We start from the raw sequence: 14,241 nt of genomic DNA, 5'->3' as shown, positions 1-14,241 counted from the left end.
ACGATGTTCGCCGCTGGCCGGACCTGCGTTGCTCCAGCCCCGCCAGCAGGGCAGCATGCGCTGCGTGAAGCGGACCTGGCGGCTGGCGGCGAGCGTGCTCCTCGTCACTCTCACCGGCTGCGCCCCGGTGGCGACGGCACTCCCGCCCCCTGCTCCGACGGTCACGGCGACCCCGACGATCCCCGCGGCGAGCACACCGACCCCGACACCGCTGCCCGACGGGTACGACGTCGTCGCCGTGCTCGGTCAGTCGAACGCGCTCGGCTGGGGCACCGGCCCCGACGAGCCGTCGGCCGAGGTGCCCGACCCGCGGATCTGGCAGTGGCCAGGTTCGGGTCCGGACGTGGACACCGTCGTGCCGGCGGTGGACCCGCTGGTCGGGCCGTTCACGGCGTCCGGGGTCGGACCGGCGCTGTCGTTCGCGCGCGCGTACGGGGCCGAGCACGACAGGGAGGTGGTCATCGTGCAGGCGGCCGTGGGCGGGACGGGCTTCGCGCCGGCGCAGGGGATGACGTGGGACCCCGAGCTGCACGGGTCGGTGCGCAACCTGTACGACGAGGCCGTCGGCCAGGTGCGTGACGCGCTGGCCGAGGGTGACGGCAACCGGCTGGTCGCGGTGCTCTGGGTGCAGGGCGAGAGCGACGTCGGCCGGATCTCGCCGGAGGGGTACGCCGCCGAGCTCGACGGGCTGGTCGCGCGGCTGCGCGCCGACGTGGGCCCGGCGCCGTTCGTGATCGGGCAGATGGTGCCGGAGTGGATCGCGGCCGATCCCACGCGTGGAGGGATCGACTCCGTGCACCGGCAGACGGCCGGGCGCCTGCCGGACACGGTGTTCGTGCCCGGGCCGAGCGGCATGACGAACGGGCCCGGAGACGAGATCCACTACGACGCCCTGGGGCAGCGGGAGCAGGGCCGTCGGATGTACGCCGCCTGGCGCACCCTGGTGGGCCGCGACGACGGGAGCAGCTCGTGGCCGAGCGCTCGTATGTGGTGACCGGGGGCAGCCGAGGCGTCGGTCGGGCGATCGTCGATCGGCTCGCGCGGCGCGGTCACGTGGTCGTCCTGGACGTCGTCGACGCCCTCGACCGGACAGACCCGCACATCACCCTGGTCTCCGGGGACGCGCGCGATCCGCGCGTGGCGCGACAGGCGGCCGAGCGCGCGGAGGCCGAGGCTCCGCTCGTCGGGTGGGTCAACAACGCGGCGGTCTTCGAGGACGCCACGCTCGATGCTGCGACGAGCGACGACGTCCTGGCGATGATCACGGCCAACCTCTCGCTCGCGGTCACGGGCTGTCACACGGCCGTGAACCACTTCCTGGCCCGCTCCCGCCCTGGCGCGATCGTGAACGTGTCCTCCCACCAGGCCGTCCGGCCGGTCCGTGGGGCGCTGCCGTACGCGACCGCCAAAGCGGCCGTCGAGGGCCTGACGCGGGCGGTCGCCGTCGACCACGGACCGGCCGGGATCCGCACCAACGCCGTGGCCCTCGGGTCGGTGAGCACCGCGCGGTACGAGGCGTACCGCGAGCAGCACCCCCAGGTCGACGCGCAGATGGCGGCCCTGCACCCGCTCGGCCGGGTCGGCACCGCGCAGGAGGTGGCCGCCGCGGTCGCCTACCTCCTCTCCGACGACGCGAGCTTCGTCAACGGAGTCGTCCTGCCCGTCGACGGCGGGCGGGCAGCCCAGGGATCGGACCCGGAGGCCGTCTAGCTGTCGGCGCCCGGAACGTTGTCGGTGACGTCGTCGTAGGTCTGGCTGCCGGGCAGCTCGCTGGGCGCGTAGACGAGGTGCACGACGCCGGTCGGGAAGATCTCGGAGCGCAGGAGCCGCAGGGGGTAGATGGGCTCGCCGTCGTCGAACAGCCGCTCTCCGTGACGGGCGGCCACGGGGTGCACGAGCAGGCTGAGCTGGTCGACGAGCTGGGCGGCGAGCAGCTGCCGGACGACCGAGAGGGACCCGGCGATGAGGATCTTGCCGACCGTCGGGTCGGCCTTGAGCGCGGCGACGGCCTCGACGAGGTCGCCCTGGACGGCCTCGGCGTTCCGCCAGCCGAGGTCCTGGCTGCCGCGCGTGGCGACGACCTTGCGCATGTCACCGAGCTGCACGGCGAAGGTGGCGTCCGCCCCGCCGGCGCTCTCGCGCTCGGGCCACGCGCCCGCGAAGCTGTCGTACGTCACGCGTCCGAGCAGGAGGACGTCGACGTCCTCGTAGTCCGCGCCGACCGCGGCGCCCATGTTCTCGTCGAAGTACGGGAAGTGCCACGCCGGGTCGATCTCGGCCACGCCGTCGAGCGAGATGAACAGGGTGGAGACGATCGTCGCCATCGGGGTCCTCCATGGTCGTGGCCGCGCACGGTGCTGCGCGGCTGCTCGACACGATCAGACCGCACACCACCCACATCCGGCCACCCCACCTCACCCGGCTCAGCCGACGGGCACCGCCGCGAGGAACCGGCGGATGTCCCCGGCGAGCTCGTCGGGGCGTTCCATCGCCGGGAAGTGCCCACCGCGGGGGTGCTGCGCCCAGAACGCCAGGTGGCCGTCGCGGTCGAGGATGCGCCGCATCAGGGGCTCCTCGCCGAACGCGACCATGCCCTGGGGGCGGTCGTGCGTGCGGCCCCAGGCCATCGACGCGTGCGCGGCCTCGTAGAGCAGGTTGGCGCCGCCGTCGCCGCCCCGCCCGAACCAGGCGACGCTCACGAGCGTGAGGAGGTCATCGAGGTCGACGGCGTCCTCGGGGAGCTCACGCTCCGGGTCCGTCCACTCGCGCAGCTTCTCGACGATCCACGTCAGCTGCATCACGGGGGAGTCGGTCAGGCCGTACGCGACGCTCAGGGGCCTGGTCGTCTGCAGCTGCAGGTACCCGAAGTCCTCCGCGCGGGCGGCCTTGAGGCTCTCGTGCCGTGACTTCTCCTCGTCGGTCAGGTGGTCGGTGGGCGGGGTGTACGCGGTCGCAATGGCACCTGGATCCGTGGTGACCAGGGAGGCGATGACCCGGTCGCCGGCGTCGAGGCACAGCTGCTCGCTGATCCCGGCACCGACGTCGCCGCCGACCACCGCGTACCGCTCGTAGCCGAGGGTCTGCATGATCCGGTCGAACGCGCCGGCGGTCCGGACGAGATCCCAGCCGTGGCCCGTCAGCGGGGTCGAGAACCCGAAGCCGGGGATCGACGGCACCACGACGTGGAACGCGGGGCCGTCCGTGGGGTCGGCCAGGGCGGGGGCGAGCGCGGCGAACTCGACGAACGACGCGGGGTACCCGTGGCACAGCAGCAGGGGTGTGGCGTGCTCGTGGCTGGACCGCACGTGCAGCCCGTGGACCGGCTGGCCGTCGACGTCGGCGAGGAACTGCGGCATGCGGTTGAGCCGCTGCTCCTGGGCGCGCCAGTCGAAGCCGGTGCGCCAGTGCTCGGCGAGCCGCCGCGCGTAGGACACCGGCGTGCCGCGTTCCCAGCCGGGCGTCAGGTCGGCGGGCCAGCGGGTCCGGGCGAGCCGGTCGGTCAGGTCGTCGAGCTCCGCGGGCGGGACCGCGATCTCGTACGGTCGGATGTCCATGGCGCAGGTCCTCTCCGTCGGTGTGTGGTCCGAGCCAACCGGAGTTCCGCCGGGGTGTCTTGAACCGGGACGACACCGCCTCAGACGGGCTCGTCGCGCCCCTGCGACTGCCCCGGCGTGTACCCCGTCAGCCGCTTGAGCTCGCGCGTCAGGTGGGACTGGTCCGCGTAGCCGAGGTGGTGAGCGACGTCGGCGATCGCCTCGCCGCGCTGCAGGCGTGCCACTGCCTCGCGCGCCCGGGCGATCCGGCGGACCTGCCGCGGGCTCATCCCGGTGGCGTGCGTGAAGTGCCGCTCGACCGAGCGGGGTGACAGCGGCACGGGGCCACCGTCGAGCGCGGCCTCCACGACGTCGTCGCGCGCGAGCAGCCCGACGTGGGCGAAGGACTCGACGAGGGCGTCGACCAGCCCGTCGTCCGTCCCGGGGAACGGCCACGTCGATCCCCCCAGCAGGAACAGCTCGGGGGAGGGCATCGTGAGCTGTTCGGTGCGGTCGCGCATCGCGTCGACGGGGACGTGCGTGAAGTAGGCGCCGGGGGCGAACCGGATGCCCACGTTGCGGTTGCCCGTCCTGTACGGCACCGGCGTGGGCTGCGTCGACGGGCCGCTGAGCAGCACGCGGTGGCGGTGAGCGGCGACCGTGAAGATCAGGTCCCAGCGCGCGTCGGCCGAGGCGAGGTAGGTCCCGTCGCTGGTGTCCTGCGTGTGCCACACGACGTCGACGAAGACCGACGACGACGCTCGCTCCTCGTAGAGGAAGCTCATGCCCGACGAGCGTAGACCGGCGGCACGGGCTCGGAACCGGGACGACACCTGCGCCGGAGCGTCCGGCGGGTCTACGGTCGGTATCGCACCAGATCGGACATGTCTCTGCAGACGAAGGAGCTCTCCATGTCGGACGACCAACCCACCGACGTCGTCGCCGCCCTCTCGGACGGCGCGTACACCCTCTTCGTGGCCGACTTCGCGGACACGGACACAGCCCTGGCCGCCTACGAGGCGCTCAAGTCGATCGAGGACGGCAGGACCCTCGAGATCGACGGCGTGATCGTCGTCTCGCGGGCCCTGGACGGCACCCTGGAGATCCAGAAGGCGACCGACCACAGCACCCGGCACGGTCTGAAGTGGGGAGTCGTCGGAGGCGTCGCGCTGGGCCTGATCTTCCCGCCGTCGATCATCGGGAGCGCCGCGGTCCTGGGTGCGGTCGGTGCCGCGACGGGCAAGGCCCGCGAGCTCAGCCACCGCAAGGGGCTGGCCGAGGAGCTCCAGGACGCGATCGTCCCCGGGCACTCCGGGCTCCTCGCCCTGGTCTCCGACCCGGGGGCGGTCGAGATCCGCAAGGCGCTGGCGAAGGCCGACGCGATCGTCGAGAAGGCGATCGACAAGGTCGAGGCCGACGAGATCAAGGCCGCAGCGGAGGCAGCAAGGTCCGAGGCCGGCTGAGCCTAGGCAGCGGTCCCGAAGTCCGACCTCGGCGCCCGGCGCCGGTCGCCGAGCACGACGTGGCGGTCGGCGACCCGGGCGTCGAGTGCGACCCGGGCGCCGGCGGCGACCACCACCCCCGCGCCGAGGCGGGCGTTCGCGCCGATCCGGGCACCGGCGCCGATCCGTGAGCCGGAGCCGAGGTGCACGTTCTGGCCCACCAGCACGTCGGCGCCGATCGTCACACCGGACTCGATCCAGCAGCCGGGGCCGACGTGGGTGCCAGCGCCGAGCACAGACCCGGACTCGACGTACGCGGACTCGTGCACCGCAGCACCGTCGGCCACCGTCGCGGTGACCTCGACGAGCCCGCCGCCGTTGGGGTGGCGCCGGTACACACGGACCTCGCCGTCGACGCCCTCGATCGGGACGGCGCGGCCTCGTACGTCGTTGTCTGTCACGTCACGCTCCTGATCTGCTCATCTCCGGTCCTGCCATCATCCGAGGCGGTCGGACGCCCAACCAGTGACCTAAGGCCCAGGTGGCGTCCGTGCGCGGACCGGGTGACGATCGAGCCGTGCCCAAGACGACACGATCCGGCGCCGCGAAGCAGAGCGAGCTGCCCAGCACGCTGCAGCGTTCCGACGAGCTGGCGCAGCGGACGTTCGCGCACGCGTACGACGCGGCGATCGACCAGTACGACGGCGACGAGGAACGCGCGCACCGCGTCGCCTTCGCCGCCCTGAAGCACAGCCACGAGAAGGTCGGCGACAGCTGGCGCCCGAAGGCGGAGTACGGGCCGTCGGACCAGCATGCGCAGGAGGGGTACGGCTCGGACGCGCCGACGGCCGGCGGGGTCGACGCGAACGCGAGCAAGGCGCACCTGTACGACGTCGCGACGGAGCTCGGCATCGCGGGGCGCTCGCGGATGCGCAAGGACGAGCTGGTGGAGGCGATCGAGAAGGAGAACGACCGCCGCAGCCGGCAGGCGCTGCGGTGACGGAGCGGCTGGTCGAGGTCGCCGTCGGCGTTCGGCTGTGCGTCGACGTCTCCGGTGCCGGCGAGCTTCTCGTGCTGGTGCACGGCGCGGGCTGCTCGCTGGTCGCCTGGCCGGACGGCCTGGTCGACCTGCTCGGGCGACACCACCGGGTGCTGCGCTACGACGCACGCGACCAGGGCCGCTCGACGACGTGGCCGGTGGGGGAGCCCGGCTACGGGATGGGCGACGCGGTGGGCGACGTGCTCGCGCTGCTGGATGACGAGGGGGTCGACCGTGCGCACGTCCTGGGGGTGTCGGGCGGCGGGGTCGTCGGGCAGCGCCTGGCGCTCGACCACCCGGCGCGGGTGGCGTCCTTGACGCTGGTGAGCAGCACGCCGGGCGGGCCGGGCCTGCCGGGGATGTCCGACTCCCTGCGAGCGTTCTTCGACGGCGACGCGGACGAGCCCGACTGGGACGACCACGACGCCGTCGTCGCCTACCTGACCGACCTCGAGCGACCGTTCCAGCGCGGCGGGTTCGACGAGACGCTCCAGCGGACGATCGCGCAGCGCACGGTGGACCGGTCGGTCGACCTGCGGGCCGCCCTGACGAACCCTTTCCTCGTCGACCCCGGTCCGTCGTGCCGCGACCGGCTCGGCGAGATCGCCGTTCCCACGCTCGTGGTGCACGGCGACGACGACCCGCTGTTCCCGCTGGCCCACGGCGAGGCGCTGGCACGGGAGATCCCCGGCGCGGACCTTCTCGTCCTCCCCGATGCCGGTCACGGGGTGCCGCCGCAGCGTGCCTGGCCCGTACTGGTCGACCGGCTGGAGGCACTGACGTCCGCGACCGGCGGGATCACCTCGAGGTGAATCGGCCGCCCTGCGGTGTCCCACGGGGTGCCCGGGCCGGCGTCGGCCGTGCTCGACCGGTCCGCGGGGTGGGCGGGGTCGAGCTGGCGAGGAGGCGTTCGACGCGCTCGCCGACCGACCTCCACGCCTCGTCACCGACGCCGGGGTGTGCGCCGCGGTCGGTCGAGCCCAGCGCGGCAGCGAGGCGCTCGAGGGTGGCGTGCACGGTCCGGGCGGACTGGTCGGCCGTCAGGGACCACGACCGGCCCTCGGCGACAAGGTCGGCGGCGCTGATCCGTCCCATGTCCCGGAGGCCGGCGACGTCCATCGCGAACGGAACTCGCGTGCCCGTGTGATGAGTGTGGAAGGCGACGTCGTACGCGGGTGCCAGCGCGTGCGTCCCGTCGGGGTGGTGCAGGACGGAGATGTTCTTGGCATGCGCGTCGACGTTCCCGACGGCCAGGTTGAACGTGGTGAGGGCGAGCAGCGCTCGCGGGTCGATCCCCAGGACGAGCAGCCGCGACGCGATCTCGCGCAGCGAGGGCAGGGCGCGCCCACGCTGGAACTTGCGATCGGGGTCCCGGGTGTCGAGGCCGAGCAGCTGCGCGGTGTCCTCCTGGTGGACCCGGACGCTGGAGCCGTCGGTGCCAGGGATCCGGTCGTAGCGGCGGACCACGATCGCGCGCCTGCCCGCGAACGTGCGCAGCTCGGACTCGACGGTGCCGAGCCCGCAGCGTCGCGCCAGCTCGAGGGCGGCATGCTCGGTGTCCACCAGGTCGTGGGCCTCGCTGCCTTCCGGTCGTGCGAGCTTGACGATGTGCGTCGACGGGCGGTCGTCGGAGGGCCGCACCCATCCGGTCGCCGTCCGGGCCAGCGCGATCTTCGCCTCGAGTCCGGTGATCGACGTGATCTGCTCGGCAGCACCGTCGCGGCTGGCTTCGTCGAGGAGGCCACCGATCTCGTCGTCTGTGAGGTCGGGCGCTGCGGTCGCCATCGCGACGGGCGGTGCGCCGGCCTCCACCAGCACGAGCGCGCCCGTCGTGTCGCGGCCGTACGCGCGCAGGAACGCGACGGGGTCGTCGGGGTCGACGTGGGCGAGGTCGGCGAGCCTCGACCTCGCGCGGCCCTCGGGGAGCAGCCCGTCCAGCCAGACCCGGACGCGAGGCGGTGCGGGCTCCTTCGTCGACAGGGGGAGCAGGCCGGAGACCACGCCGGAACGCAGACCCCAGCGGGCCAGGGCATCGGTGGTGTAGCGGAGCGTGGGTCGCGCGGGCACGTCGCCGTGCAGCCGGGCGACGTGCGTGCCGTACAGCCACACGTCCAGGTCTCGGGTCACGGTGCACTGACCTCCAGATGGGCGTCCAGCAGGCGCAGCAGGGCGAACAGTCGTGTGGTGTAGAGGGTCGGGACCCCGGTCTCGAGCTGGTAGACGTAGCGCCGATCGATGCCGAGCTCGTCCGCGACGGCCTCCTGCGAGAGGTCGGCGCGTTCCCTCAGCTCGCGCAGCACCGCGCCGAGGTCGGCCGGGCTGTGCACCCGGGCCCAGATGTTCTCGCTCATGATCGCTCCTGTGAGGATATCTACGCATACCGTCGATGAGAGAATAACAGCCCATCAACGGTATGCGAATATATTCTCACATCTCGGGGTGGAGCGGCGGCACGAGGCGCAGCGGGTCGGCGTCGAGGTCGAGCACCTGCGACCGGGCCGGGGGCGTGTCCACGCTCTCGAACCGGACCGTGGCCTCCCGACCTCGGACGTGCACCACCCAGCCGCGGCCGAGGGTGTCGTGCTCGATGTCGAGGCCCGGCCGCGCGTTCTCCTCGGTCAGCAGCCCGAACGCCACGGGACCGTCGGCGGCGGGGTCGTCCAGGACGATGGGGTCGGCCTCGTCGTCCCACGGCAGCGTGAGCTGCGCGTGGGCTGACAGGTTGTGGAACGAGACGCCCAGCAGCCGGACGGAGTCGCTGATGCCCGCGGCGCGCGCGGCCTGGTGCGCGGCGGCTCGCAGCTCGGCCGGCTCCGCGGTCGGCTGCGCGAGGGTCACCGACCGGGTCAGCGTCGTGAAGTCGGCGAACCGCACCTTGGCGACGACCGTCCGCGCGCCACCCCCGTGGGCCGTCAGGCGGCGCAGGGCCTCGTCCGTCACGCGGTCGACGGCGGCGGCGATGAGGTCGGTCCCGAAGATGTCCTGCGCGAACGTCCGCTCCGCGCCCACCGACTTGCGCTCACCGCTGGGTGCCACGGGACGCGGGTCGATGCCGCGGGCCAGCCGGAACAGGTTGACGCCCGACGACTCGCCCACGGTCATGGTGAGGATGTCGAGGGGCTGGCGCCGCAGGTCCGCGACCGTCCGCACGTCGAGCCGCTCCAGGGCAGCCGCCGTCGCCGGACCGATCCCGGGCACCGCACGCACCGGCAGGGGCAGGAGGAAGTCGTCCTCGTCGGCGGGCGCGACCACGAGCAGCCCGTCCGGCTTGCCCGCGTCGGACGCCAGCTTCGCGACGAGCTTGGTGCGGCCGATGCCGATGGACACCGCGAGCCCGGTGAGCTCGCGGATCCGTGCCCGGACGTCGGTCGCTGCACCGGCCGGGTCGTCGGCGAACGGACCGGCCTCCAGATCGACGAAGGCCTCGTCGATGCTCAGCGGCTCGACCAGCTCGGACAGGGTCCCGAGCGTCGCCATGATGAGCCGTGAGTACGCGGAGTACGCCTCGAAACGAGGGAACAGGACGGCTGCTGCGGGACTGAGCCGGCGGGCGCGGCTCATCGACATCGCGGAACGCGCCCCCGCCCGGCGGGCCTCGTAGGACGCCGTGGACACCACACCGCGCGGGCCGGTCCCGCCGACGAGCACCGGTCGACCGCGCAGGGAGGGCTTGTCGCGCTGCTCGACGGCGGCGAAGAAGGAGTCCGCGTCGGCGTGCAGGACGGTCGCACGGGTGCGCAGCCGGGAGGCGTCGGCGAGCTGCGCGGGGTCCACGCCCCCTACTGTGCCTCGGCGAGCGCCTCTCTCAGGCGAGGGCGAGGCCGCCACGGTGGCGCAGCTCGTGCAGGGCGTCGAGCAGGATGCGGTTGAACGCGACGGGCGCGTGAGCGTTCACATCGTGGCCGGCGTTGGGGACGACCGTGAGCCGTGTCCCCGGACGAGCCTCGAGATACCGCCGCTCGTCCAGGCGCAGCGGGTCGCGGCGACCGTTGACCAGCCACACCGGTACGGCGGTGCGACGCAGGTCCGCGAGCGGCGAGTACCCCGCGAGCGCCGTGAGCATGTCGGTGACCACGTGCCAGTCCGGGCCGCCCAGGCGCAGGGCGCGCGCGAGCACCCCGGAGGCGCGTCGGTAGGCGGTCAGCGGCTTGCCCTTGATCTCCGTCGAGCAGCCCGCCAGCACCACGCCGGCGATCTTGTGCTCGTGCTGCCGTGCGTACGCGAGGCTCGTGTAGCCGCCGAGGGAGAGCCCGACCAGGAGCGGAGGCTCGGGGCAGGACCCGACGGCGTCGTCGATGGCCGCCAGGGCGCCGTCGAGGCTGAAGCGTTCGTGCGAGCGGCGACCGTGGCCCGGAAGGTCGATGGCCACCGTGTGGTGCCCCGAGCGCTCGAGCGCGTCCACCTGTCGACGCCAGATCACGGACGAGGTCCGGGTGCCGTGCACGAGCACTATCGGGCGACGGTGGATGACGGGCTCCTCAGCGGGCGGGTGGCGGTGACGCGGTCCGTGGCGAGGGTACGCACCCGACCTGGGAGTTCCGTGTGAGGTCGTGCGGACCGGGTGTGAAGGGTTCGGTCAGACGTCCGGCGCGCACTCGCCGGTGCCGAGCGCGGCGAGCCCCGCGAGGTCACCGGTGCCGAAGTCGGTGCGCGAGACGCCCGTGCGGGGGTACATGAGCTGTGTCGGCTCGTCGACGTGGTCGAGCCCGACCAGGTGGGCGACCTCGTGGGTGACGACGCCGAGGGCGGTCGCACGGGTCGCCGGCACGGCGCCGAGCGCACCGACGTCCTCGCTGTCGAGCGTGACGGACCCGGTGACGTAGACCGTGCGGCCGGCGCGGGTGATCGACGCGGATCCGGCGATCCCCGCGACGTCGCCCGCCAGCTCGGGAGACTCCGCCGCCGTCGACCAGGCGACGAGCACGGGTGCCCACCGGCGTCCGTACAGGTCAGGCTGGTAGGCCTCGCGGTCCGTGCTGGGTACCTCCTGCGTGGGGCCGTCCTCGACGAACTGGAGTCCTGTCGCGGCGGACACGCGGGCGATCGCGACCTGGATGAGCTCCGCACCGCCGGCGGGCGCGCCGTCCGGACGGACGACGTAGTGGATCGGGCGGCACGGGCTGTACGCGACGGGTCCGTTCCCGTCGGGCTGCACGGCGCTGAAGGCGTACCCCCCGGAGTCGGGCTGACCGAGCGGCGGTGCGCCGAGCGGGGCGGCCGCCTCCTCGAGGCCTGCCGGCGGGCCGAACGCCGACGACGACGTCCACCAGTAGCCTCCGAGGGCGACGAGCCCGGCCAGCGCGAGCGTCACCAGGACCACGGCGGGCCGGGGCCCGCGACGGACGCGCACCGGCGGGCCGTGGAAGCGCACCACGTCCTCCTCCGCCGCGGCGCGGGGGCGCGGAAGGAGCAGAGGGTGCGGGTGGTGACCGCGCGCGTCGACCCAGGGGTTGAGGCCCTGCGGGTCCCCAGCGCTCACTCCGTCACCTCCCGTCCGACGTCGGTCGCCGCAGGATCGCATATCGGGGCCGCGATACTGGCACGAATGAGCCAGAGCCAGGGCGGTGCCGTGCCGGACGTGGAGGTCCCCGCGATCCTGCGCGACGGCGTGGGCCGCACGCCCGGCGGTGCCGAGTGGATCGACCGACTGCCCTCCGTGGTCGCCCGGGCGGTCGCACGGTGGGGACTGCGTCTCGCTCCACCGTTCACCGACGGGGCGGCGTCGTGGTGCGCGCCGGCCACCCGGGCGGACGGCCGGTCGGTGGTCCTCAAGCTGTCCTTCCCGCACGACGAGGCGCGCCACGAGGCGGCGGCTCTGCGCGCGTGGCACGGGCACGGGGTCCCGCAGCTGCTCGGTGCGCACGAGGACGACTGGGCGCTGCTGCTCGAGCGGGTCGAGCCCGGCACTCCGCTGTCCCGCGCGACGGGGAGCGCGCGCGAGCGACTGACCGCGGCCGCCGACGTCGCCTTGTCGCTGTGGTCCGTCGGGGGTGCGGTCGAGGTGCCGGCGATGGCCGACGTCTGCGCCGGCTGGGCGGACCTGCTGGAGGAGCGCGGGTCGCGGCACGGGGTCGGCGTCGCCGCTGCGGCTGAGCTGCTGCGGACGCTCCCTGGATCGGCGGACGTGCTGGTGCACGGCGACCTCAACCCGGGCAACATCCTGGCGGCAGGTGAGCACCGCTGGCTCGCGATCGACCCCAAGCCGATGCGCGGCGACCCGGCCTACGACCTGTGGCCACTGTTCGAGCAGGTCGACGACCCGTTCGAGCACCCCGACCCGGCCGTCGTCCTCCGCGACCGGGTCACCCTGCTCGCGGGGCTGCTCGATCTCGACCCCGACCGCGTCGCCGCCTGGGCGTTCGCGCGCTGCACCGAGTCCGCCCTGTGGGTCTGGGACCAGCTCGGCGACGAGCCCGGCGCGCGCGCGATCCTCGGTCAGGCCGAGGTCTGGGCGCGGGTGTCCGGCTGACCAGACCGACTCAGAGCGACGCTGTCCCGGGGGCGTGCACGTGCTCGAACACGAGGCTGGTCTGGGTGTGGGCGACCTCCGGGCGGGTGCTCAGGTGCTCCAGCACGAACGCCCGCAGCTCGGGGGAGTCACGCACCGCCACGTGCACCAGCACGTCGTCCACCCCCGCCAGCAGGTACACGTCCCGCACCTCGGGCCGCTGCGCGAGCCGGTGCGCCACCTCGGTGAGCCGGGCGCGGGCGGACGGCTGGAGCCGGACCGCGATCATCGCCTGCAGCCCGCGGCCGACCGCCTCCGGGTCCACCTGGGCGTGGAACCCGCGCAGCACGCCGGACTCGCGCAGGGCCCGCACGCGTGCGTGGCACGTCGACGGGGCGATCCCCGCGAGCGCGGCGAGCTCCTTGTTGGAGATCCGACCGTCCCGCTCGAGCTCGCTGAGCAGGCGCCGGTCGACGTCGTCGAGCTCCACGGCTCCGAACGCGGTTCGGCGCGGACCGGCAGAGGGGCCAGTTGACGAATCCATGACGGGCATGATGCGAATCTAGCGAATCATCGCTCGTCGTCATCCGTTCGCAACACAGGAAGTTCAGAATGAGGGGAACTGCCGAAGCCCAGCCCGGACGGAGACCACCATGAAGGTCGGCATCCCCAGCGAGGTCAAGAACCACGAGTACCGCGTCGCGCTGACGCCCGCGGGGGTGCACCAGCTGGTCGGGTCCGGGCACACCGTGCTCATCCAGGCCGGAGCCGGGGAGGGCTCGGCCATCACCGACGAGCAGTTCGCCACCGCCGGGGCGACGATCCTCGCCGACGCCGCCGAGGTCTGGGGGAGCGCCGACCTCGTCTGCAAGGTCAAGGAACCCGTGCCCTCCGAGTACGGCCTGCTGCGCGACGACCTCGTCCTGTTCACCTACCTGCACCTCGCCGCGGACCGCCCGGCCACGGACGCGCTGCTCGCGGCCGGGACCACGTCCATCGCGTACGAGACGGTGCAGCTCCCCGACGGGTCGCTGCCCCTGCTCGCACCGATGAGCGAGGTCGCCGGGCGGCTCTCCACCCAGGTCGGCGCGTACCACCTGATGAAGAACGAGGGCGGCGGCGGGGTCCTGCTCGGTGGCGTGCCCGGCGTCGACGCCGCGAAGGTCGTCGTGCTCGGCGGCGGGGTCGTCGGCCGGCACGCCGCCGAGATCGCCGTCGGCATGCGCGCCGACGTCGCGGTGCTCGACCTGTCGATGCCGCGTCTGCGGGACACGGACTCCGCGTTCGGCGGACGCGTCCGCACCATCGCGTCCAGCGCCTACGCGATCGAGCGCGAGCTCCTCGACGCCGACCTCGTCATCGGCGCCGTGCTGGTCCCCGGGGCCCGCGCGCCGCACCTGGTCACCAACGAGCTCGTCTCGCGCATGCGACCCGGCTCCGTCCTCGTCGACGTCGCGGTCGACCAGGGCGGCTGCTTCGAGGACACCCACGCCACCACCCACGACGACCCGACCTTCCTCGTGCACGGGTCCGTCTTCTACTGCGTCGCCAACATGCCCGGAGCCGTCCCCGTCACGTCCACCCGAGCGCTGACCAACGTCACGCTGCCGTACCTGAGCGCGCTCGCCGACCTCGGCTGGACGGCCGCGGTGGCCGCGGACCCCGCCCTCGGCGCCGGGCTGACGACCAACGACGGCGAGCTGTACAACGCCGCCGTCGCCCGTGCGCACGGCTACCCGACCCACACCGCCGCGGCGCGCGCCCTCGCCTAGCCTCGTC

General features: G+C 73.5%; 17 protein-coding genes. 7 read left to right on the top strand and 10 right to left on the bottom strand.

Going from position 1 to position 14,241, the window contains the following annotated elements; genetic code table 11:
* Positions 1-64: 64 nt before the first annotated feature.
* Together ASD16_RS08420 and ASD16_RS08415 are read left to right on the top strand one after the other, a co-directional pair.
* A complete protein-coding gene (locus tag ASD16_RS08420) occupies positions 65-994 on the top strand; it encodes a sialate O-acetylesterase (protein WP_162250286.1) in 930 nt (309 codons plus the stop codon).
* Positions 970-1,710 (top strand): SDR family NAD(P)-dependent oxidoreductase, encoded by a 741-nt coding sequence (locus tag ASD16_RS08415; RefSeq protein WP_055915322.1) that lies wholly within the window; start codon positions 970-972, stop codon positions 1,708-1,710. The genes ASD16_RS08420 and ASD16_RS08415 overlap by 25 nt, the downstream gene beginning before the upstream one ends.
* Here ASD16_RS08415 and ASD16_RS08410 read toward each other — a convergent pair.
* From ASD16_RS08410 to ASD16_RS08400, 3 genes are all read right to left on the bottom strand, one after another.
* Positions 1,707-2,324: a dihydrofolate reductase family protein gene (locus ASD16_RS08410; protein WP_055915319.1), complete on the bottom strand. Its 618-nt coding sequence runs from the start codon at positions 2,322-2,324 to the stop codon at positions 1,707-1,709. The two genes, ASD16_RS08415 and ASD16_RS08410, sit on opposite strands and share 4 nt — an antisense overlap.
* Positions 2,325-2,423: 99 nt before the next feature.
* Positions 2,424-3,554: an epoxide hydrolase family protein gene (locus ASD16_RS08405; RefSeq protein WP_055915316.1), complete on the bottom strand. Its 1,131-nt coding sequence runs from the start codon at positions 3,552-3,554 to the stop codon at positions 2,424-2,426.
* A gap of 80 nt (positions 3,555-3,634) precedes the next feature.
* Positions 3,635-4,318: an AraC family transcriptional regulator gene (locus tag ASD16_RS08400; RefSeq protein ID WP_055915313.1), complete on the bottom strand. Its 684-nt coding sequence runs from the start codon at positions 4,316-4,318 to the stop codon at positions 3,635-3,637.
* Between the two features lie 126 nt (positions 4,319-4,444).
* On the opposite strand from ASD16_RS08400, the gene ASD16_RS08395 reads away from it, so the two are divergent.
* Complete coding sequence (locus tag ASD16_RS08395) at positions 4,445-4,996, top strand: DUF1269 domain-containing protein (RefSeq protein ID WP_055915310.1); 552 nt, start codon at positions 4,445-4,447, stop codon at positions 4,994-4,996.
* A gap of 2 nt (positions 4,997-4,998) precedes the next feature.
* On the opposite strand, the gene ASD16_RS08390 is transcribed toward ASD16_RS08395, so the two are convergent.
* The gene (locus ASD16_RS08390) at positions 4,999-5,436 is read right to left on the bottom strand and encodes a DapH/DapD/GlmU-related protein (RefSeq protein ID WP_235523177.1); all 438 of its coding nucleotides are present in this window, start codon (positions 5,434-5,436) and stop codon (positions 4,999-5,001) included.
* Between the two features lie 116 nt (positions 5,437-5,552).
* Between ASD16_RS08390 and ASD16_RS08385 the strand changes: the two genes are divergently transcribed.
* Positions 5,553-5,975: a ChaB family protein gene (locus ASD16_RS08385; protein WP_055915308.1), complete on the top strand. Its 423-nt coding sequence runs from the start codon at positions 5,553-5,555 to the stop codon at positions 5,973-5,975.
* Positions 5,972-6,826 (top strand): alpha/beta fold hydrolase, encoded by an 855-nt coding sequence (locus tag ASD16_RS08380; RefSeq protein ID WP_055915305.1) that lies wholly within the window; start codon positions 5,972-5,974, stop codon positions 6,824-6,826. Before ASD16_RS08385 ends, ASD16_RS08380 begins: the two co-directional genes overlap by 4 nt.
* On the opposite strand, the gene ASD16_RS08375 is transcribed toward ASD16_RS08380, so the two are convergent.
* The 5 genes from ASD16_RS08375 to ASD16_RS08355 all read right to left on the bottom strand — a co-directional run bounded on the left by ASD16_RS08375 (position 6,813) and on the right by ASD16_RS08355 (position 11,493).
* Positions 6,813-8,141, bottom strand: a complete 1,329-nt coding sequence (locus ASD16_RS08375; protein WP_055915302.1) for a HipA domain-containing protein — start codon at positions 8,139-8,141, stop codon at positions 6,813-6,815. The genes ASD16_RS08380 and ASD16_RS08375 overlap by 14 nt on opposite strands.
* Positions 8,138-8,365: a helix-turn-helix transcriptional regulator gene (locus ASD16_RS08370; protein WP_055915300.1), complete on the bottom strand. Its 228-nt coding sequence runs from the start codon at positions 8,363-8,365 to the stop codon at positions 8,138-8,140. The genes ASD16_RS08375 and ASD16_RS08370 overlap by 4 nt, the downstream gene beginning before the upstream one ends.
* Before the next feature lie 76 nt (positions 8,366-8,441).
* Complete coding sequence (locus ASD16_RS08365) at positions 8,442-9,788, bottom strand: DNA polymerase IV (protein WP_055915297.1); 1,347 nt, start codon at positions 9,786-9,788, stop codon at positions 8,442-8,444.
* A gap of 31 nt (positions 9,789-9,819) precedes the next feature.
* Complete coding sequence (locus ASD16_RS08360) at positions 9,820-10,464, bottom strand: alpha/beta fold hydrolase (protein ID WP_055915294.1); 645 nt, start codon at positions 10,462-10,464, stop codon at positions 9,820-9,822.
* A gap of 126 nt (positions 10,465-10,590) precedes the next feature.
* Positions 10,591-11,493 carry a matrixin family metalloprotease gene (locus ASD16_RS08355; protein WP_055915291.1) on the bottom strand — a complete coding sequence of 301 codons (903 nt, stop codon included), beginning with the start codon at positions 11,491-11,493 and terminating at the stop codon, positions 10,591-10,593.
* A 66-nt stretch (positions 11,494-11,559) separates the two neighbouring features.
* On the opposite strand from ASD16_RS08355, the gene ASD16_RS08350 reads away from it, so the two are divergent.
* Positions 11,560-12,483: an aminoglycoside phosphotransferase family protein gene (locus ASD16_RS08350; RefSeq protein ID WP_055915288.1), complete on the top strand. Its 924-nt coding sequence runs from the start codon at positions 11,560-11,562 to the stop codon at positions 12,481-12,483.
* Between the two features lie 10 nt (positions 12,484-12,493).
* Here ASD16_RS08350 and ASD16_RS08345 read toward each other — a convergent pair whose 3' ends face one another.
* On the bottom strand, positions 12,494-13,006 hold the full coding sequence (locus ASD16_RS08345; protein WP_055915924.1) for an Lrp/AsnC family transcriptional regulator: 513 nt from the start codon (positions 13,004-13,006) through the stop codon (positions 12,494-12,496).
* A gap of 109 nt (positions 13,007-13,115) precedes the next feature.
* On the opposite strand from ASD16_RS08345, the gene ald reads away from it, so the two are divergent.
* A complete protein-coding gene (ald, locus tag ASD16_RS08340; RefSeq protein WP_055915284.1) occupies positions 13,116-14,234 on the top strand; it encodes an alanine dehydrogenase in 1,119 nt (372 codons plus the stop codon).
* Positions 14,235-14,241: the final 7 nt, after the last annotated feature.

Origin of the sequence: Cellulomonas sp. Root485 (assembly GCF_001426705.1) — a bacterium.
GTDB lineage: Bacteria > Actinomycetota > Actinomycetes > Actinomycetales > Cellulomonadaceae > Cellulomonas.
The sequence above is the reverse complement of the archived record's forward strand: the minus strand, read 5'-3'. Positions and strand labels throughout refer to the sequence as shown.